Below are 19,839 nucleotides of genomic sequence, written 5' to 3' on the forward strand. Positions count from 1 at the left end.
TTCGCGATCGGCACCGCAGTGACCGCATATTGCCGGTATCGCCCCAACCGACAATGCGACCATGATCAGCCGGGCACCTGAATGCCGCTGTCCGGCCGGCTGCGCGCTCGTTGCGGCTTCCCGATCGAACGAGGAGCTAGAGGGCGGGGTCACCAGGAAGGTCTTGGGCCGGCCAGTCCAAGAGTCGAGCGCCGAGGACGGCAATGTGTAGTCCCAACCGTTGGTTGGGGTCGGTCGGGTCAGCACCTGTCAGGTTCTTGATCTTGGCCAGTCGATAACCGACGGTGCGCACGGACATATGGAGCCGTCGTGCCGTTTCGGTGGCGACAGCCCCGGTCGCAAAGTAGGTCTCGAGGGTTGACAGGAGGGGTTCCGCGCCGCCGCGGGATTGGGTCAATGGCTCCAGGAAGACCTTCACCACATCGATCAGGGCGGTCTGGTCCCGACTCAGCACCCGGTAGACAAGTACGTCGTGGGGTCGGATGGCCGCTGCGTCAAGGTGGAGTCGCCGGGCCAGAACCAATGTCTCGCGTGCCTCTTCATAGGAGCGTGCGATGCCGTATGCACCCGGGTACGACCGGCCCGCGGCGATCTGCCAGCGGCTCCTCAGCTGGGGGCGAGCCCGCCGAGGAGGAGATTGGCCGGCCGCACATGGTGTGCGTCGCGTTCGTGGCTCTGGAGCTCGCCGGGGATGATCATGACGATCATGGCATCCTTGATCGCCACAAGGACTTCGCGATCACCGTAACGGTCAACGATGACCCGTTCCATGGTTACCGCGATCCGGCTCAGTTCTTGGCGGTGAGCCGTGGTCGTCGTGGGGGCAGCGAGCAGGACCTCATGGGGCCGGCCAAGGTCCAGACCGAATGTCTTGGCTCGCTGCACCAGCCGCGGTACGTCGGCATCACCGCGGAGCAGGTCGTCGACGAACTCACGTCGAGCCGACTCCTCCTGTCGGATGATCTCTTGGCGGGAAGCCTGGTGGCCGTCGACGAGCGCCTCGACGGCATCGTTGACCACCCGGAGGACCGCTTCGGCGGCTGCGCTGACGGCATCACGATCCCGCGTCCGTACGACCGCCGGTATCTGCTGCCACAACCGCCACGCCGCAGACAGGTACAGGGTCACGGCCTGATCGGCATCAATGCCCTGTTCGGCCGCCTGCCGACCGAGGCGTCGTACGACGGCCAGTTGCTCGGTCTCTGGCCGGCGGCCGGTCAGGGCTGCGTCTGACAGCATGCTCAGGTATTCACCCAGCAGCTCGACGGGCGCCTTGGCATCTGCAGCGGCCGCGCGCGCGACACGGTTCAGCCACTTGCCTGTGGCATGAGGATCCTGCTGGGCATGGTGCTTCGTCACGACGGCCTTCCCGAGTCTCTCGACCATTCTTGAACCCATTGCAGAGCACTGGCAGCAAGGAGCACCAGACTGTTGACGATCGTGTCCTGTGATTCGAACCGGACGGCGGGCAGTCGGAGGCGCCGGCCACCAGCGGCGACCCGACCTGGAGGGTTTCGTCGGCGCCATTCAACTCGACCGGGACCGGTGCGCCGCGCAGTTTGGCGTTCCACCCGCGACGGCCCGGGATGACCGTCGACGCCGGCGCCGCCCATCCGGATCAGTGTTTACGCTGGTTGGGCTAACAGTTCGTCTCTGGCACGAAATCCCCAGAAAGGTTGAGACCGTGGCCACGGTAGCGGAGGTGCGGGTACGCCGGGTATACGACGAGCCGGAGGACGACGACGGTGTCCGGGTGCTGGTCGACCGGATCTGGCCGCGTGGAATGTCCAAGGCGAGGGCAGCGCTGGACGAGTGGTGCAAGAATGTGGCCCCGTCCACTGAGCTGCGCAAGTGGTACCGACACGACCCTGCGAAGTTTCAGACGTTCACTCAGCGGTACAGCGTCGAGCTTGAACAGGATGAGCGGGCTGAGGCTCTGCAACACTTGCGGGATCTGGCCGCTGACCGTCGCCTCACCCTCTTGACCGCGACCAAGGATGTCGAGATTAGCGAGGCAGCGGTGCTCGCGGCCATTTTGAACCGGTGAAGGGAGGCGGCGACGCCTGGCCAACCACTGAGCCAGCAGGCCGTCGAAGGGACAGTCATCACTGGTCAGGCCTTCGTTCTGGAGCAGGTCGACCACTTCGTCGTAGTCGGCGCCTACAGCAGCGATGTCGCGGAAGATCCGGGAGTGCCGAGGTGACGGTTGCCAGGCGCGCCGACGCCGCTGGTGGTGAGAACGGTGTGCCGTTGGTCCGCATTGTGGCCGGCTCGGGTAGTGGTCGGTTGTGGAACAGTGACCACCGGGCAGTCCGCGTAGGTGATGCAGTGCCGATTGACTGCCCCGGCCAGGTAGCGGCGGCGTCGAGTCGCCTGCCGGGTACCGAGGACCAGCAGTTCGGCCTGTTCGCTGAGCCGGACGAGGACGTCGGCCACATCCCCTTGGGCGAAGTGCAGCATCGAACCGGGCGGTGCGGCGACATCGTTGAACACTCGATGCATGCCGCGCAGGTAGAGGTCGGCGATCTCGTCCGGCTCGACTCTGAGCCGAGTGCCTGCCCTTTTCGGATCGCGCAGGCCGATCGGCCACTCCAGGACGTGGACGGCCTGCAATACGGTGCCGATCGCGTGGGCATAGCGGGCGGCCCACCGGTGCGCCGCGTGCGCGGGCGGCGAGTCGTCCAGACCGACCAGCACCGGCCAGGCGGTCATCGTCGCCGCCCCGACCGAGCATTTCCGCGCATGCGCCGAGTGTCGAGCCGGTACTGGCACGGGGTGCACAACCGGCTCATCGGCAACACCTCGAGTCGTTCCCAGGGGATGGGTGCGTCGCAGTCCTCGCACACCCCGTACTCCCCGGCGTCGAGCCGCCGTAACGCCGCGATGATCTCATCGAGAACGGCATCGGCGCTGACGGCGAGCATCCGATTGACCTGCAGACGCGCCTCGTCGCCACTTGTGAGAGTGTCGGCCATATCGCCTTCGAGCTGCTTGATCTGGTCCATACGGAAGTCCCGTTGCTGCTCCAACTCGGCACGGATCTTGGCGAGCGACACCTCCGCCGTGGGCTCCACTTCGCTGGCTTGACCCTGACGGGCCTGTTGAAGAAGCATCGGTTCTCCTTTCGGGGATCGACAAGACCGGCCCATTTCCGGGCCGGTCGTAGTGGAACTGGATCGCAGCGGTGCTCAGGCGCCGCACTGACCGGACAGCTCAGTAGGCGAGAGCCAGGCTCTCGGTGGCAGGTTGGACTGTGCACAGGTTGGACTGTGCACAGTTCTGCCAGCGCACCCGTCACCTCGTTGCTCCCGGGGAACTGCGATCCGTGGTCCTCTCCCATGGTCCCCAAACAACTCGTTGCGGACCAGTAGCAGCGCGAGACACGATCGTGGCCCGTAGTCTGCCGGAGACCGGCAACATTGGACTCGCCTCAACCTCTCGACGGCGCTCGGTCTGTCCCCTGGCTCGCTGCCTTCCAGTGTGGGATACGACGGCCGCGCCGACGCTGGACAGTGGCCTTACACCACGCCCGGTGGCTTCTTATCGCGATCACGACGGGCTGCTCGATGTCGCGAGAACCTGGCAGCAACGACGATCAGAAGCTCCGCGGTCTCACTTTGTTTCTACTAGAGAGTTGGTAAAAAAGGCGGGTCCAGAAGACGCCGCTACGATCGCGAACACCACGTTATGAGCCTCCTCCGCCGCGATCCTCTCCACTCTGGGCCTCGGCGTGCTCGATCAGCGCGCCGACCCGGCCGGCGTGCTCACCGGCGTCGATGAATTCACCTTCGGCCGCCATAGTGGAGGCGTACTCCTCCAGCGCGATCTCCGGGTGGTGCAGGTCGAAGGCCGGGGACTCAGAGCGTATTTGGGGCAGCGAATCGAAGTTGTGCCGCGGCGGCGGGCAGGACGTCGCCCACTCCAGCGACCGGCCCCAACCCCAGGGATCGTCAACCTTGACCTTGGGTGATCGACGCGTCTTCCAGACGTTGTACATGAACGGCAGCATCGAGGCGCCGAGCAGGAACGCGCCGACCGAGGAGATCTGGTTGAACAGGGTGAATCCCTCGTTGGGCAGATAGTCCGCATACCGGCGCGGCATGCCTTCCACACCCAGCCAATGCTGCACCAGGAACGTGGTGTGGAAGCCGACGAACAACATCCAGAAGTGCACCTTGCCCCACTTCTCATCCAACATCCGCCCGGTCAGCTTCGGCCACCAGAAGTAGAAGCCCGCGAACATCGCGAACACCACCGTGCCGAACACCACGTAGTGGAAATGCGCAACGACGAAATAGGTGTCGGAGACTTGGAAGTCCAGCGGCGGGCTGGCCAGGATCACACCGGTCATACCACCGAACAGGAAGGTGGTCAGGAAGCCGATCGCCCACAGCATCGGTGTGTCGAAGCTCAGTGAGCCGCCCCACATCGTGCCGATCCAGTCGAAGAACTTCACCCCGGTCGGCACCGCGATCAGGAAGCTCATGAAGGAGAAGAACGGCAGGTTCACCGCACCGGTCACATACATGTGGTGTGCCCAGACAGCCACCGACAGAGACATGATCGAGAGGGTTGCGCCGACCAATGTCATGTAGCCGAACAGCGGCTTGCGGCTGAACACCGGGATCACCTCGGTGATGATGCCGAAGAACGGCAACGCGATGATGTAGACCTCGGGGTGGCCGAAGAACCAGAACAGGTGCTGCCACAACAACGCACCGCCGTTGGCCGCATCGAAGATGTGCGCCCCGAACTTCCGGTCCGCCTCCAACATCAAGAACGCCGCAGCCAGGATCGGGAACGCGATCAACACCAGCATTGCGGTGATCAGCGTGTTCCAGGTGAAGATCGGCATCCGGAACATCGTCATGCCCGGCGCCCGCATGGTCAGGATCGTGGTGATGAAGTTCACCGAGCCAAGGATCGAGGACAGACCGACCAGATACAGGCCGACGATCCACAGATCCCCGCCCACTCCCGGGGAGTTGACCTCGTTGTTCAGCGGCGCGTAGGCGAACCAGCCGAAGCTCGCCGCACCCTCCGGTGACAGGAAACCAGAGATCGTGATCAGACCGCCGAACAGGAACAACCAGTACGACAACATGTTCAACCGCGGAAACGCCACATCCGGCGCACCGATCTGCAGCGGCATGATCGCGTTCGCGAACGCCGAGAACAACGGCGTCGCGAACATCAGCAACATGATCGTGCCGTGCATCGTGAAGAACTGGTTGTACGTCTCATAAGACAGGAACTGCAGCCCCGGGAACGCCAACTCCGCACGGATCCCCAGCGCCAACACACCACCGAACAGGAAGAAGACGAAACTGGTGATGAAGTACAGATTGCCGATCATCTTGTGATCGGTCGTGGTCAGCCACTTCCAGGCCACCATGCCCATCGGCCGCGGCCTGCTGACCTCCCGCGCCGGGGCGGCGGCAGTCCGCTCAGCGGAGCCCTCGAACGTCGTCACGACCCAGCACCCTCTCGCCAGAACCGGGCGTCGACCGCGCCCGGGTTCGGTAGACGCACCCTCCGCCGAGCGCCGCGTTCCGCGTGTCCACGATCAACGGTGGCCGAACCCGGTGGGGATTTGGCGGACAGCGGAGCGCTAGCGGCGGGCGACGCGGAGATGCTGTTCACAACCGGTTGATCACAGCCCTGGAGTCGCCGCCAAGGCGCCGCCACACTGTCGAGTGCCCGCGTACAGCTTCCTGTGCCCTCGACGGCTACTTCGATGTGGCTGTTCATCTCATCCTCCCGCCCAGAGCATGGGTCGGTGAGAGGTCTAGGAGCGCAACACATATTTACTATGCGTTCTCAAATAAACCGTAGCACCGATCCAGGCCGGCGGCGGTGGCAAGGATCAGCGAAGTTCTCGCGGGCCCCACGGACCCGCATCCGGAACGGTCGAAGCGTGGGCTGTCGGTTGTCGAGACGCGGACCGCTGCCGAACGCCTAGTTCTGCCGGGGGTCGGCAATGACGACCGTCCGATGTTGGCCGGGCTCGCCACTGGAATCCAGGCATCGCGGCAGCCAGACTTTGGGCACACCACGCGAACCGCGAACCACTGCAGAGAAGACTCCCTACAAGCTGCTGCGACCGGTGCGCAGGCGTCCCGGCCCTGCTTCATGTGAGGAGTTCTTGATATGGCTAGCGCATCGCTACCTGTTGCCCCGTCAGCAGACCGAAGGGCAGCGAGTCCGCCGACGACTCGCTGACTGGATCAGCGCGCAAGATCCCCGTTGATCAAGGAAGCTCGTCAACCACAATATATCGTTTTACGATATAAATAGCGGAAGCAGGGTGAATCACCGTGGAACAGGTCAGCGCTACTCGTAGCGCACTCCTCGCGCATCGCGGCAAGATCCTGCTTGCCACCCAGGGACGGGACCTCCTGAAGGACCGCCGCACTGCGTTGATCACCGAATTCAGTCGATTGGGTGCATCCGTTCTGCAATCCATGGACCTCATCGACCGGGACGCCGGCATTGCAAGCCGTACTCTCGGCTTGGCCATCGCAGTCGAAGGGCTGGAACCCATCGCCTCGGCCGGATTCGCCGCCGCCGCAGGAATTGGAGTCCGCGTCCGGACCCGAAGCGTCGCCGGGGTGGCGGTCGTCGAGGTGGACCGAACAACGGTACTGCGGGCACGCACCAGTAGAGGGTTCAGTTTGATCGGCTCGAGCGCCCGGATCGACGCCGTCGCTCGGAGTTTCGAAGTCGTGATCGAGAGGCTTCTCGAGCTGGCTGCGCTCGAACTCTCGGTACGACGTCTCGCCGAAGAGATCGCCCGCACCACGCGGCGTATGAACGCGCTGGAGCACATCATCGTGCCCCGCCTCATCGCAGAACGCGCCAAGATCGCGCTGATCCTCGAAGAACGCGAGTTGGAGGACCGGATCCGGCTACGCCGAATGCGAGCCAGCGACCGTCGGGCAGGAACGCTGAGATGAGCGTCCCCAAGACATTGCCGTTCGGCGGCGCGTTGAAGGCGGTCCAGCAGATCGAGCATGCCGCCCGCGAACGGGATCAAGCCCGTCAGGCGGCAAACACCGAATTGGCGTCTGCACAGGAGGCAGCAGAGAAGCTGCTGGCAGATGCGCGCGAGGCGGCCAGGCGCCTTGATCAGCAGCGACGCGACAACCTCTTGGCTCAAGCCGAGGAGGACGCGAGAACCATCCGCACGAACGCCGCGACGATGGCCGCCACAATACGCGAGCAAACCACCGCCGCCCTGCCGTTGCTGCTGGACCAACTGATGGCGCTTCTGCTCCCGGACGAGAGGCGGTGACATGCTCGTCCCAATGGCACGGGTCCGCATCCTTGGTCGCAAGTCTGACGCGGCCGACGCCCTGGCGCGACTCCACCAGCTACGGCTCGTCGAGCTGACTGAACTCGGGGTGCAGACTGGCCTGCATCCGCTCAGCGGACAGACCCACCATCAGCAGCAGCTCCGCGAGATTGTGACCGAGATCGATGCTCTTCTCGCCGCGTTACCGACGGGCGCCGGGGCAACCGATCCGGATGGGCGATTCGTCCAGGCCGCGGAGTCGGACATCGACGGAGCCGACGTCGCAGCTGAGATTCACCGCCTCACTGTCGCTGTCGGCGCCATGGATCAGCGGCTCGACTCGCTACACAACGAAGAACTGAACCTGGCAAGTCAGATGCGGCCTCTCAAGCAACTGGTGCCACTGGTCCCGATCATCGCGGCGCTGAATGGCGCGCAGCTTGCCCAGCTGCACCTGGCCACCGTGGCGCTCGTGATCAACACCGGCAGTGCCGGCATTCCGCAGATGCTCCGCGACGAACTCACAGCACGCCTCGGCAACACATTCGAGCTCGCAACGACTCAGATCGAGGACGGCTCGGTGGGCTGCCTCGTGATCTTTCCGTCCGAAAAGACCCATGTCGTTCGGGAGATTCTGGGTCGGGCCGCCGTCCGCAGCGAGGCACTTCCATCACGCTTCGAGGGTCTGTCCCTCACCTCCACGGTTGAGGCAATGCAGTTGCGCATCGACGAGATCGCGGCGGAGTGCGCACGTGTCGAACACGAACGGCGGCAGCAGCTGGCGCGCCGCCGATCATGGCTTCGAGGCGCTCGTGCGGCTGTCCTGACCGAACTGGACCTGACAGCAGCGGCGAGAACTCTGGTCGCGACCGAACGGGTCTTTGTTGCCGAAGCCTGGATTCCCCGGCGGCGGGTTGCCGAACTGCGGCACGACCTCGACTCCAGATTCGCTGGAACCGTCGTCGTCGAGCACCTGACAACCTCCCGATCCGACCACAACGCGCCGGTATTGATGCACAACACCAAGCCGGCCCGTCCATACGAGTCTCTGGTGAGATTCCTCGAGCTGCCGCGGGCAGGCTCGTCCGACCCGACATTCCTGATGGCGATCTTCTTGCCGATGATGTTCGGCGCCATGGTCGGCGACATCGCCTACGGCCTCATCCTTCTGCTGTTGGCGCTCGTCGCGCACTACAAGCTCGCGCAACGGCTGGTGCCGGCGGCAGAGCTGTCGGGTGTTGTGTGGGTGCTGATCGGCGGAGCGGCCTGGTCAATTGTGTTTGGAGTGTTGTACGGCGAGGCCTTGGGTGATCTAGGTCATCGCTTGTTCGGAGATTTCGCGTTGTGGCGGGACAGGACGTCCGGCGGCGCGCTCGAGCCTTTGCTACTCCTGTCGGTGGCAGTCGGAGCAGCCCACATCGTCCTCGGACTCGGCATCGGAGCCTGGCAGGCGATCAGACTGAACACACTTCGTGTTCTGGTGGAGAAAGTGGGCATGCTGCTCGCCCTGGCCGGTCTGTTCGGCGTCGTCGCCGTGGCCGCCGGACGCCTGTCGTCGACGGCGATGGCGCCGGCGCTGGCGGCGGTCGTCGCCGGCTTGGCCCTGATCATGTCATTGAACGGAGTCTTGGGTATTGCGACCGGGGCGCTGGACCTCCTGGCCAAGCTGGGAAACATCCTCTCCTACCTCCGCCTGGCGGCCGTAGGCCTCGCCTCGGCGCACCTGGCGAATGTCGCGAACCAGCTCGGCACCCTGGGACCGGTTTGGCTGGGGATCGTGATCGCCATATTCCTCCACGCGCTCAATCTCGCCCTTGCCTCGTTCAGCCCGCTGATCCAGTCCCTCCGGCTGCATTACGTGGAGTTCTTCGGGGCCTTCCTCATCGGCGGAGGTCGAGCATTCCAACCATTCGGTTCCACCTCGGAGCGGGAAGCCCTCGCCACACAATGAAGGAGCGACAATGGAGACTGGTCTGATCGCGATCGGAGCGGGACTGGCGGTGGGTCTTGCCGCCCTCGCTACCGGCTATGCACAGGCTCGAATCGGCGCCGCAGCCATGGGTTTGATCGCGGAGAAGCCTGAACTCGTTGGCCGAGCAATCCTATTGGTGGCTATCCCCGAGACGTTGGTCATCCTTGGCTTCGCCATCGCAGCCATGGCGATCGTGTTGCTGTGATGTCCGATGGCTCTGGACGATTTGTTGGCTGCCATCGAAGCCGACGCCATAGCTGAACGACAGCTGACCGAACGCACGACCACCGAACGTTCGGCAGCAATCCTCGCGGCGGCGCGCCGTGACGCCGCCGTGATATCGGAGGAGGGTGGCCGTGCCTCGGAGCCATCGGCTCGAGCAGAGGCCGATGAACGCCGAGCATTGGCCCGACTCGCTGCAGCCGGCGTGGTCAGGAACGCGCGAGAAGAAGCGTTCCAATCGGTGCTTGATCAACTTCGCGGGCGACTCGTCACGCTCCGAGACACTCGCCACTACCCGGCGCTGTTCCACGGACTGGTGATCGAGAGCCGCGCGGCACTGCCTACGGCGCAGGACCTGCGAATCGACCCCCGGGATTCCGAATTGGCGGCGGAGTTTGCCGATGATCTCAACATCGTGGAATCGCTCCACTGCTGGGGCGGTGTGGAGCTGACCGGCAAGGATGGTCGTACCGTGCGGAACACGTTGGAGGAGCGCCTCCTGAACGCCGATCTGTTGCTGCGCGGTCACTTCGGGCGATGGCTTGCGTCCGCCGCGGAGCAGGACACGGGTGATGGATCATGATCTTCTCCCGTGCTGCAGACTTCGGCTACGGCAATACAAGGCTGCGTGCGCGCCGGACCGCCATCTTGAGGGCCGACGACTACCAGCAGCTGATCGACCTCGATCTGGATGAGCTGCTGGACCTGCTTCAACGGCGCTCTGCCATATCGGAAACAGCGCCGGACAGTGGCAACTCGCTCCAGCAGCTACATATGCTGATCCAACACGATCTCGGCAGCGCCCTCGAGGACATGCGGTCCTTCTATCGCGGGCGGGCCCGGGAGTTGGTGGACGTCCTGTTGTCCCGCTACGACCTGGCCAACATGATCACAATCCTGCGAGCCGGCGCCCGCCCCGACCTCGCACCGGATCACCCGTTGCAGGCGGTGATCCCGGTCGGTTGGCTCAGGCCGCCAGTTGCGTCTCAGATTCTCCGATCCGACGGGTTGGCCGGAGTCGTCGAGCTGATGGCCCGGGCGTTGCCCGATCGAGACCAGGCTCGAGCCCTGCACAACTCCTTCGAACAGTATCAACGGACCAAGGACTTGGCCGCGCTCGAACGCGCCGTGATCGGTGATCATACGAAACGAAGCCTGTCCAGACTGGGCCGTAGCGACCGGAGCAGCCGGACCTTGATTCGGTTCCTGCAGCAACAAGCCGACCAGGACAACCTTCTTGTCACCCTCCGACTCCGCGATGCCATTCTGTCCGGAGCCGATGACACGCCACCCCCGGCGGAGACTCTGTTACCTGGTGGGGCGATCTCACAGAAGTCATTTGACAAGATTCGCCACGAACCAGACGCCGCAGCTGTGGTGACCTGGTTGGGCACTCGGTATGGCCATCCGCTCCGAACGCCGCTCCAGCGCTGGGTATCCGACGGAGATCTACTGGAACTGCAACGGACGCTCGACCGAAACACGATCGCAAGCACCATCCGTCTGTTCGTCAGCGGTGACCCGCTCGCGATCGACATACCACTGGCCTATGCAGCGGAGAAGCAGCTGGAGGCGCAAGAACTGCGCCTGCTCGGTGAGGCAGCCGCTCGAGGGATCCCCAGGGACGTCGTCAACAGCGAACTGAGCTTGTCGATGGGGTCGTCATGAGTCGACTGATCATCATGACGATTCCCGAACTGATACCCGGTTACCAGCTCGCTGGTGCCGAAACCATCCGAGTCGGGTCAGCCGCCGAGGCACAGACCCGGCTCGAGGAAATGCTGCTCGCCGAAGAGGGTGTCATCGCCCTTCACGCCTCGTACTACGACGCGCTTCCGGCTCCGTTTCGACGGCACTTGGACACGATCCAGGTGCCGCTTGTGGTTCGGCTGCCGGCCGGGACCGCTGCCGACCAGGCCGAGGACAGACGTGACCGTCTCCTGGAGTTGCTGCGGCAGGCAGTCGGCTACGGCATCACCTTTGGCAGCGAAGGAAGTACATCATGACGCTGGCAGATGCGCCCGCCAGGCACCTTCCCGACCAGCGGAGGCCGCGCGATGGCGAGGTGTGGAGAGTCGCCGGACCGGTGGTAGTCGCCCGCGGACTGCCCGGAGTGCGGTTGTACAACGTGGTTCGAGTCGGAAACGCCTCGCTGCCTGGCGAGGTGATCCGGCTTGATGGCGATCTTGTCACCATTCAGGTGTACGAGGACACTGCCGGCCTGTGTGCCGGCGAGCCGGTGCGTGACACAGGCAGACCATTGGAGATCGAGCTCGGCCCTGGCATGCTGGGGCAGATCTTCGACGGCACCCAGCGGCCGCTGCAAGTGCTCGGACGTTTGGGCGACCAGCCCTTCGGACAGCCGTTCCTGTCACCTGGTGTCAACCTCCCTGCTCTCGATCGCGAACGGGTCTGGACATTCGAGCCACTGACCGCCGCCGGCGCGGTCGTCACCGGCGGCGATGTGATCGGAGTAGTCCAGGAGACGGGGGCGTTTCAGCATCGCATCCTTGTTCCGCCCGCGGTGCATGGGCCGGTGACCCGGGTCCATAGAGGCCAAACTCGCCTGGAGGACCCCGTGGTCTGGGTCGACGATCAGCCGATCCCCATGCTCAGCCGCTGGCGGGTACGCCAGCCTCGTCCGTTCCGGTCCCGGTTGGCACCGACCATTCCCCTACTCACAGGTCAACGCGTCATCGACGTGCTGTTTCCGATCGCACGCGGCGGCGCCGCCATCATCCCGGGCGGCTTCGGCACCGGAAAGACCGTGCTTCAGCAGTCGTTGGCGAAATGGGCACACGCCGATGTCGTCATCTACATCGGTTGTGGAGAACGCGGAAACGAGCTGGCCGAGGTCCTTCAGGAGTTTCCGCAACTGACCGATCCTCGAACGGGAACGTCCCTGATGGAACGCACGATCCTGATCGCGAACACCTCCAACATGCCGGTCGCCGCGCGTGAGGCCTCCATCTATACCGGTGTGACGATCGCCGAGTACTTCCGGGATCAGGGTTATCACGTTGCGCTGATGGCCGACTCGACCAGCCGGTGGGGGGAGGCGCTCCGGGAGGTGTCGAGCAGATTGGAGGAGATGCCGGCCGAGGAGGGGTATCCGGCTTACCTGTCGTCCCGGCTGGCCGAGTTCTATGAGCGCGGTGCGGCCGTGAAGTGTCTCGGCTCGCAGGACCGTGAGGGGTCGGTCAGCATCATCGGTGCCGTCTCGCCTGCGGGTGGTGACTTCTCCGAACCCATCACCCAACACTCGTTGCGGCTGGCCGGCACCTTCTGGGCATTGGACACCCCCTTGGCCAGAGAGCGTCACTTTCCTGCCGTCGACTGGAATCGCAGCTACACCCTCTACGACCTGTCTGCCTGGTTCGAGCGTGAAGTAGCTCAGGATTGGTCCGCACATCGAGCCTGGGCACGCCAGCTGCTCCAGCGCGAGGCGCAACTCCTCGAGATCGTACAGCTGGTAGGTGCCGACACCCTGGCGCCGCCGGAGCGGGTGCTGCTTCAGACCGGCAGCATCCTGCGAGAGGACTTTCTCCAGCAATCGGCGTTCGACGAGCTGGACGCCTACTGCAGTCCAGCCAAACAGCTGGCGATGCTCCGGGTGATCAGAAGAGCCGACGCGGCCCTGAGATCGGCGGTCGACCGCGGAGTCGACGTCGCCCAAGCGGCGGCTGTGCCGTCGATAGCGGCACTGGCCGCGATGCGGTACTGGCCGTCGGCGGATGCTGCAGGCAGCGCGACAGCGCTCGCCGAGGAGATCGAAAGAGAACTGGAAAGCCTGACATGAGCCGCCTCTACACCACTGCCCATCGCACTGTCAGCTACGTCTCCGGCCCGCTGCTCATCGCCGAACACGCCGAGCACGTCAGCTATGGAGAACTGGTGGAGGTGGTCGCCCCGACGGGTCAACTGCGCCGCGGCCAGGTTCTCGAGATCGAGGGCGACCGCATGATCGTCCAGGTCCTCGGTGGCACGACAGATCTGGACATCAACACCACTGCGGTTCAGGTTAGAGCTCAGGCGGCCCGTCTCGGAGTGGGGCTTGAGCTGATCGGACGGGTACTCGACGGCATGGGCAGGCCGATCGACGGCGGCCCGCCGCTACTGCCCGAGGCTGAACGGGATCTCAATGGGCTGCCAATCAATCCGGTCGCCAGGGCGCACCCGTCGGAGTTCATCGAAACGGGCATCTCGGCGATCGACGGACTGCACACGCTCGTCCGCGGCCAGAAGCTTCCGGTGTTCTCCGGCTACGGACTCCCGGGTCTTGAACTTGCCACCCGGATCGCCCAGACCGCCCGGGTCCGTGGGTCGACGGAGGGATTCGTTGTGGTGTTTGCAGCCGTCGGCGTGACGGACCGCGAGGCGGCATACGTACGGGCCCAGTTCGCCGAGGGCGCGGCTCTGGAACATTCAGTCGTTCTCGTCAACCGCGCCGGAGAGCCGGCAGCCGAGCGCCTCACCTGTCCCCGATCTGCTCTCACCATCGCCGAATATCTGGCCTTCGAGCGGGACCATCACGTACTGGTCGTCCTCGTTGACATGACCAACTATTGCGAGGCATTGCGCGAGACGGCCGCGGCCCGGGACGAGGTGCCCGGCCGGCGAGGGTATCCCGGCTACATGTACTCGGATCTGGCCTCGTTGTATGAGCGGGCCGGCCGTTTACGCGGCCGACCCGGCTCCATCACGCAACTGCCGGTGCTCTCCATGCCCGACGACGACGTAACGCATCCGATCCCCGACATCACCGGCTACATCACCGAAGGACAGATCGTGTTGTCGCGAGAACTCGAACGACGCGGGATCTTCCCACCCATCGACGTCCTGCCCTCGCTGAGCCGACTCATGAACGCGGGCATCGGTGCAGCCAGCACCCGCGAGGACCATCGCGACATTGCCGACCAGGCGTCAGCACTCCTGGGTCGTGGGCAGGAATTGCGGCGGCTGATCTCCATCGTCGGGGAGCAGGCACTATCGGTCGAAGACCACCGGATCCTCGCATTCGTTGATCAGTTCGAGCAGCAGTTCGTCGGCCAGGACGCCGAGCGCCGTTCGATCGACCAGACGCTCGACCTGATCTGGAGGCTATTGGCGCCCATACCCGCCGTCGAGCTTCGACGGCTGTCCGCCGAGCTGATCGCCCGCTATCACTCGCCATCGCCGGGAGAAGACCAATCGGACCCGGCCACCTGAAAGCAGCCACTCTTAGCAGAGGAAGGCCGGACTCGGCGCGCGGAGCGCTTCGATGGCGGGCTCACGGCGGGCGGCGATCGAACCCGGTCAGGCCGCTTACGGCTGTTGGGAATGTCGCGACGATATGCGCCACATCGGAAGTTTGAAGGCGGTGCCCATCCGGCTCAGCTCGTCCCGGTGCAGAGCGCTCAGCATGCCCAGGACGCGTTCACCTTCGGCTGTGAGGCAGACCCGAACTGCCCTGGCGTCGGTGGGGTCCGCGTCGCGGCGGACCAAACCTTGGCTCTGAGCTCGGTTCACGAGTTCAACAACGCTGTGATGCCTCAGTTGGATCAGATCGGCCAGTTCCTTCACCGTGGCCCATTCCCTGCCCGGGAAACCCATAAGCGCCAACAGCAGTTGATATTGCTGCGGCGTGAGGCCACGGCTACGGACGATCTCCTCGCTGACGCGCAGATAACGCCGGATGGCGAATCGGAAGCGTGCCAGTTCCTCAAAATCAGACTTCGAGAGAGGCTCGGACCCATCAGATTCATCGGGAGCCGTCATCACCAAAACCCGCCACCCTTCCGTGTCGATCATCATAACCGGGCCGGTGGGCATCATCCGGGATGTGTAGTGAGAGCAGCACAGCGCCCAGGTCACGTAGCCCGATCAACACTCCGTGGAGCTGCGCCTGGTCTGCAACCGAGACGGTGATCATGGTGGTGCCGTCGGCCTCGCGGGTCAGCGTGGCATCGCCCAGTCGGGGCGACCAGTGATCGTCCAGGTGGCTGGCGACGCGGATCACATAGGTCGTGCAGGCAGTGATCACGACACCGTCCCCGCGTGCTCGGCACCCGTTGGGAAGGCGGGCCGATGATCGGTTCGGTGATGGCGGACAGCCCAATCGGCGACGCCCAGATTGATCACCCAACCGGCTGCCTTGGCCAGGTCTGCGGCGAGCGCACCGGTGCCGAAGAACGCCCCACCGATGCCTTCGGTGAACGCCTGGGTGCCTGCCGCCAGCCCGATCGCGTACGCCCGGATCATCCAGGCCCGATGGGTCGCGACGTTGCCTCGGCGGATGGCCGCGAAGCCGAGGACGAGGCAGCCGGCCATCGCGGATCCGAAGATCAACCGGAGCACATAGAGCAGGTAGCCGGTGCCGGGTTTTGGCTCGTAGAACAAGGTCATCCAGAGCGCCGAGACCGCCACCAGAAGGCCGGCGACGGCCAGCACCCGGCCGGCACGACGATGCCAGCCCGGATGCCGGCGGCGCAGCCGTGGCACGAACTGCAGACTTCCGATCAATGCGTACGTCGTCGCGCCGAGAATATGCACGACGAGCGGGAGCGGAAATCCGGCGAACCGGTGGTCGGCGGCGATGATGGCCGGCCCGCCGGTGAGCTGGACCAGTCGGAGCATTCCGGCCGTCAGCGGGATGAGGCTGAGTGCGACCAGTGTCACCGGCACCGGCCAGCTCCGCTCCCGGGTGCTCATCGGATCGCGGAGGCGTACGACGCGCCGGTCCTGGTGACGGCCAGATTGCGCCGGCTGACCCACAGGGAGACACCGAGTCCGATCATGGCGATGCCGTTCGGGAAGGCCAGCAGTCGGTAGAAGGCGTCCGGCATCATCGACAGTGCAGCGCTGACGAGTCCGCCGGCCGCAAGCAGCAGGGTCGCCCAGCGGGCCAGGACGCGGGCGCGGAACAGCGCGATACCGAAGATCAGGCCACCGGCGAGGTACGCGAAGCCCTGGATCTTGGCGACCATAGCCAGCGCCCCGATGTCGCCCACCGGTGAGCCGCCGGTGGTTGCGGCGATCACGTCATTGGCGTACTCGGGATTGGAGGCTGCGACGCTCGGGATCACGAACGCGGCGACGAAGGCCGTGCCCATCACCATCAGGTAGCCGGCGCTGAGCACCAGGTAGCCGATCAGTCCGAGGACGCCGTTGCGGCGCACCTGACTCAGGTACATGCCGGTGAAGCCGGCCAGGGCGAGCGCCGCCATGGCGACCTTCAGGGTGTCCCGGACCGCCATCTCGGTCGTCTGGATGGAGTGGGCGTCCAGATGCGGGTGCCCGATCTGGACGCCGATGAAGATCGCACCGGCGAGGGCGGCGCAAACCCCTGAGGCTGCCGTCAGGCGGTTGGTGGTGATGATCATGTCGATTCCCCGGTTTCGGTGCCAGGCGGAATGCCCGGCGATGTCCGGAACGCTACGAATCGACGCGGTGGGACCACATCATCATCTGATGTGATCCAGGTGGTGATTGCGCGTCATGACGACAGCAGGCCGCGATCCACCGCTCGACCGACCGCGGCACGCCGGGTGCTGACGTCCAGCTTCGTGAAGATGTGCTTGGTGTGCGTACGAAGGGTGTTCACCGAGACGAACAGCTGCCGCGCGATCTCCGGCCCGGTGAGCTCGGTCGCCAACAGCCGCAACACTTCCAGCTCGCGGGCGCTCAGCCCGTCCTCCGAGTCGCGGCGCGGGTGCGCAATCCCCGACGGCTCCTGGGTCGCCGCCAGGAGCCGCTCGGCGTGCTCCCCGACGTCCTCCGGCGCGCTGCCGGCCATCCGATCGAGCAGCTCGAGGAACGGGTTCCCCTCGTCGAGGAAGAGTCGGCTGTACCCGGCCGGCACTCCGATGCTGAGCGTGACGGCCAGGTCTGCAGTAGCTGCGCGGGTGTCGCCGTTGGCGTGGTGTGCGAGCGCCCGAACCAGGCTCGCCTCGATCAGGCTCCCGTCGCGGTCTGCCGCCTGCCCGGCGTCCAGAATCTGACCGAGCAGGTCGAGCGCCTCGCCGGCACGACCCTGGGCAACGAGCAGCCGGGCCAGGGTGAGCTGGTCGTACTCGGCGAGATAGGTCGGCGGGTCGGTCGGCGCGACGCCGCGATCGCGGGCCCAGGCCTGTGCTTCCTCGAGGCGGCCCTGGAGGATCCATGCCCGCGCCCGGGTCGCGGCGATCGGCCGTACGTCCGGAAAGTAGCCCGGCAGGAACGTCGGCTCGGCCCGGTCCAGCATCGCAATCGTTCCATCGAGATCCCCGCGTGCCTGCAGCAGTCCGGCCATGGCGGTATACCAGCGGTGCCGGTTCTCCGGGAGTGACGCTCGCTCGCCCAGCTCACGGGCGATGTCGAGGTGCGCGGCCGCCGCCTCGAGCTCGCCCTGCTCGCGGAGGACGTCGGCCAGGCCGACATGCAGGTCGCCGACGGTGGAGAGCACCGGGCCGGATTGCCGCTCCGCCGTGGCCAGCGCCTGCTCGTAGAGACGGCGCGCCTGCAGCGGCCGTCCGCGCCCGAGCCAGATGCTCGCCGTGATGACCGCCATGCCGAGTTCGTCGGTGATCATGCCGGCCGCGTGCAGGTTCGCCGCCGCAGCGGTGAACGTGTCCGCCGCAGTGCCGAGGTCGCCGGCCGCCCAGGCGGCCAGCCCGAGGAAGCCGCCGGCGGCGCCGCGCGCGAAGTGATCCTCGGGTTGCGCCAGCGCGAGTGCCCGGCGGGCCTGCGACACCGTACCGTCGACATCGCCCCGGGCCTGGGCGACCGAGGCGCGATAGATGGCGATCATGGCCGGAAGCGAACCGAGCTCAGCGTCCCGATCCCGTGCCGCGCCGGCAGCGGCGTCCCCCGCGTTGATCTTGGAAGGTGCCCGCAGCAGACCGGCCTCGGCAGCATCCAGCCATCCCTCCACCGCGTTGAAGTCGCCGTGGGACAGCCGACTCCAGCCGACGAATGTCGCCAGCAACGGCCGATCGCGTACGACGTCATCCGGCAGGGTGGCCAGCCAGTCGCGGATGGTGCGGTCTTGGCGACGACGGCGCAGGTCGCCGAGTGTGAGCTCGATCAGGTCGGCGACGCGTTCATGATCTGCACTCGCGATCCCGTGCCGTACGGCGTCGGCCAGGAATCCGTTCTGGACAAGCCATCGGCCGGCCGCGGCATGGAGCTCGACGACCCGGCCGGGATCCCGGGCGCCCAGCCGGGCACGCAAGGTGTCGGCGAACAGGTGGTGGTAGCGGTACCAGCGGCGTTCGTCATCGAGCGGCACGACGAACAGGTTCTCCCGCTCGAGCCTTTCCAACATGGCCCGACCGTCGGAGCGCCTGGTGAGAGCGTCACAGAGTTCTCCGGTCAACTGATCGAGCACCGAGGTCTCCAGAAGGAAGCCTGCGACCTGCTCCGGTTGCCGGTCCAGGACCTCCTCGACCAGGTAGTCCAGGACGAACCGATGCGTGCCGGAGAAGGATTCGACGAAGCGCGCGACGCCGCCGGACCCGTCGACGCCGGTATGGGTCCGGGCCGACAGCGCGGCCAGTTGCAGCCCGGCCGCCCAGCCCTCGGTGCGGGCGGCCAGGGCGGCCACCCACTCCGGCTCCAGCTGCAAATCCATCGTCCGGGTCAGGAACACTTCGGCTTCGTCGGGTGTGAACCGCAGATCGGCTGCTCGGATCTCGACCAGTTCGCCACGTGCCCGGAGCCGGGACAGCGACAACGGCGGGTCCGCGCGAGTGGTGATTGCGGCAGTGACCTGCGGCGGGAGGTTCTCGATCAGGAACGTGACAGCCTCGTGCACGGTCGGCGCATCGATCACGTGATAGTCGTCAAGAACCACCACCATACGGCCGTCGATCATCTCCAGATCGCTGACAATGCTGACCAGCACCGCATCGGCCGGCGGGACGTGATCACTCTCCAACAACGTAAGCGCCTCCGCCCCGACGTCAAGATCCGCGCTCCGGAAGGCGGCCACGAGATGGTTGAGGAACCGAGGAAGATCATGATCTTCCTCGTCCAGAGACAACCACGCCACCCTGGCGATCGGCCCTCGCTCTGATCGCTTCTGGTGGTCGGTAGTCCCGGTCGCCGTCAGCCATTGCGTCATCAGAGTGGTCTTCCCGAACCCCGCCGGCGCGGACACCAGCACGAGCCGAGGCGTCGGTCCGTCAGCGCCCGGAAGCAGCTCGGTAAGGCGCGGACGGGGGACCAGCGATCGCCGAGGCGTCGGAACGTGCAACTTGGAGCCGAGCACAGCCACCAGACCAGCCTAGGAGTGCAGCTCTCGGCCCGCTGGCGAAGAGCGGCTCTGCTCCGATCTCCGCCGGCGCCTGCCGCCCGACGTCGTCTCGAGCCGCGAGCCGGTGGGACACCATGA

General features: G+C 65.4%; 20 protein-coding genes. 10 read left to right on the top strand and 10 right to left on the bottom strand.

Translation table 11 applies throughout. The annotated features are described in order from the left end of the window. Positions 1-136: 136 nt before the first annotated feature. Together GJV80_RS25190 and GJV80_RS24230 are read right to left on the bottom strand one after the other, a co-directional pair. Positions 137-610: a PucR family transcriptional regulator gene (locus tag GJV80_RS25190; RefSeq protein ID WP_370518861.1), complete on the bottom strand. Its 474-nt coding sequence runs from the start codon at positions 608-610 to the stop codon at positions 137-139. Beyond that, positions 607-1,359, bottom strand: coding sequence for a hypothetical protein (locus GJV80_RS24230; protein ID WP_230207826.1), 753 nt, complete (start codon positions 1,357-1,359; stop codon positions 607-609). Before GJV80_RS24230 ends, GJV80_RS25190 begins: the two co-directional genes overlap by 4 nt. A gap of 325 nt (positions 1,360-1,684) precedes the next feature. Between GJV80_RS24230 and GJV80_RS18020 the strand changes: the two genes are divergently transcribed. Continuing rightward, entirely contained in the window at positions 1,685-2,047 is a 363-nt protein-coding gene (locus tag GJV80_RS18020; RefSeq protein ID WP_154689078.1) for a DUF488 domain-containing protein, read from the top strand. Positions 2,048-2,160: 113 nt separating this feature from the next. Here GJV80_RS18020 and GJV80_RS18025 read toward each other — a convergent pair whose 3' ends face one another. From GJV80_RS18025 to ctaD, 3 genes are all read right to left on the bottom strand, one after another. Next, positions 2,161-2,712, bottom strand: coding sequence for a universal stress protein (locus tag GJV80_RS18025; protein ID WP_154689079.1), 552 nt, complete (start codon positions 2,710-2,712; stop codon positions 2,161-2,163). Further along, positions 2,709-3,113: a TraR/DksA C4-type zinc finger protein gene (locus GJV80_RS18030; protein ID WP_195909001.1), complete on the bottom strand. Its 405-nt coding sequence runs from the start codon at positions 3,111-3,113 to the stop codon at positions 2,709-2,711. The genes GJV80_RS18025 and GJV80_RS18030 overlap by 4 nt, the downstream gene beginning before the upstream one ends. A gap of 572 nt (positions 3,114-3,685) precedes the next feature. Beyond that, the gene (ctaD, locus tag GJV80_RS18035; RefSeq protein ID WP_154690365.1) at positions 3,686-5,401 is read right to left on the bottom strand and encodes a cytochrome c oxidase subunit I; all 1,716 of its coding nucleotides are present in this window, start codon (positions 5,399-5,401) and stop codon (positions 3,686-3,688) included. Positions 5,402-6,317: 916 nt separating this feature from the next. Here ctaD and GJV80_RS18040 point away from each other — a divergent pair. The 9 genes from GJV80_RS18040 to GJV80_RS18080 all read left to right on the top strand — a co-directional run bounded on the left by GJV80_RS18040 (position 6,318) and on the right by GJV80_RS18080 (position 14,696). After that, complete coding sequence (locus tag GJV80_RS18040) at positions 6,318-6,956, top strand: V-type ATP synthase subunit D (RefSeq protein ID WP_195909002.1); 639 nt, start codon at positions 6,318-6,320, stop codon at positions 6,954-6,956. Beyond that, positions 6,953-7,294 carry a hypothetical protein gene (locus GJV80_RS18045; RefSeq protein ID WP_154689082.1) on the top strand — a complete coding sequence of 114 codons (342 nt, stop codon included), beginning with the start codon at positions 6,953-6,955 and terminating at the stop codon, positions 7,292-7,294. The genes GJV80_RS18040 and GJV80_RS18045 overlap by 4 nt, the downstream gene beginning before the upstream one ends. Positions 7,295-7,616: 322 nt before the next feature. Continuing rightward, a complete protein-coding gene (locus tag GJV80_RS18050; RefSeq protein ID WP_195909003.1) occupies positions 7,617-9,245 on the top strand; it encodes a V-type ATP synthase subunit I in 1,629 nt (542 codons plus the stop codon). Positions 9,246-9,255: 10 nt separating this feature from the next. Next, positions 9,256-9,471: an ATPase gene (locus GJV80_RS18055; RefSeq protein WP_154689084.1), complete on the top strand. Its 216-nt coding sequence runs from the start codon at positions 9,256-9,258 to the stop codon at positions 9,469-9,471. A 6-nt stretch (positions 9,472-9,477) separates the two neighbouring features. Then, positions 9,478-10,071 (top strand): V-type ATP synthase subunit E, encoded by a 594-nt coding sequence (locus GJV80_RS18060; protein ID WP_154689085.1) that lies wholly within the window; start codon positions 9,478-9,480, stop codon positions 10,069-10,071. Beyond that, complete coding sequence (locus GJV80_RS18065) at positions 10,068-11,156, top strand: V-type ATPase subunit (RefSeq protein WP_154689086.1); 1,089 nt, start codon at positions 10,068-10,070, stop codon at positions 11,154-11,156. Before GJV80_RS18060 ends, GJV80_RS18065 begins: the two co-directional genes overlap by 4 nt. Further along, positions 11,153-11,494 carry a V-type ATP synthase subunit F gene (locus tag GJV80_RS18070; RefSeq protein ID WP_154689087.1) on the top strand — a complete coding sequence of 114 codons (342 nt, stop codon included), beginning with the start codon at positions 11,153-11,155 and terminating at the stop codon, positions 11,492-11,494. The genes GJV80_RS18065 and GJV80_RS18070 overlap by 4 nt, the downstream gene beginning before the upstream one ends. Then, on the top strand, positions 11,491-13,287 hold the full coding sequence (locus GJV80_RS18075; protein WP_154689088.1) for a V-type ATP synthase subunit A: 1,797 nt from the start codon (positions 11,491-11,493) through the stop codon (positions 13,285-13,287). Before GJV80_RS18070 ends, GJV80_RS18075 begins: the two co-directional genes overlap by 4 nt. Beyond that, positions 13,284-14,696 carry a V-type ATP synthase subunit B gene (locus GJV80_RS18080; RefSeq protein WP_154689089.1) on the top strand — a complete coding sequence of 471 codons (1,413 nt, stop codon included), beginning with the start codon at positions 13,284-13,286 and terminating at the stop codon, positions 14,694-14,696. Before GJV80_RS18075 ends, GJV80_RS18080 begins: the two co-directional genes overlap by 4 nt. 96 nt (positions 14,697-14,792) lie before the next feature. Here GJV80_RS18080 and GJV80_RS18085 read toward each other — a convergent pair whose 3' ends face one another. The 5 genes from GJV80_RS18085 to GJV80_RS18105 all read right to left on the bottom strand — a co-directional run bounded on the left by GJV80_RS18085 (position 14,793) and on the right by GJV80_RS18105 (position 19,569). Next, positions 14,793-15,245, bottom strand: a complete 453-nt coding sequence (locus tag GJV80_RS18085; protein ID WP_154690366.1) for a MarR family winged helix-turn-helix transcriptional regulator — start codon at positions 15,243-15,245, stop codon at positions 14,793-14,795. Further along, the gene (locus GJV80_RS18090) at positions 15,229-15,510 is read right to left on the bottom strand and encodes a hypothetical protein (RefSeq protein WP_195909004.1); all 282 of its coding nucleotides are present in this window, start codon (positions 15,508-15,510) and stop codon (positions 15,229-15,231) included. The genes GJV80_RS18085 and GJV80_RS18090 overlap by 17 nt, the downstream gene beginning before the upstream one ends. Then, complete coding sequence (locus GJV80_RS18095; protein ID WP_154689090.1) at positions 15,507-16,178, bottom strand: DUF2306 domain-containing protein; 672 nt, start codon at positions 16,176-16,178, stop codon at positions 15,507-15,509. The genes GJV80_RS18090 and GJV80_RS18095 overlap by 4 nt, the downstream gene beginning before the upstream one ends. Then, positions 16,175-16,849, bottom strand: a complete 675-nt coding sequence (locus tag GJV80_RS18100; protein WP_154689091.1) for a hypothetical protein — start codon at positions 16,847-16,849, stop codon at positions 16,175-16,177. The genes GJV80_RS18095 and GJV80_RS18100 overlap by 4 nt, the downstream gene beginning before the upstream one ends. 113 nt (positions 16,850-16,962) lie before the next feature. After that, complete coding sequence (locus GJV80_RS18105; RefSeq protein ID WP_230207827.1) at positions 16,963-19,569, bottom strand: LuxR C-terminal-related transcriptional regulator; 2,607 nt, start codon at positions 19,567-19,569, stop codon at positions 16,963-16,965. Between the last annotated feature and the right edge of the window lie 270 nt (positions 19,570-19,839).

The organism is Microlunatus sp. Gsoil 973 (genome assembly GCF_009707365.1).
Lineage (GTDB): Bacteria > Actinomycetota > Actinomycetes > Propionibacteriales > Propionibacteriaceae > Microlunatus.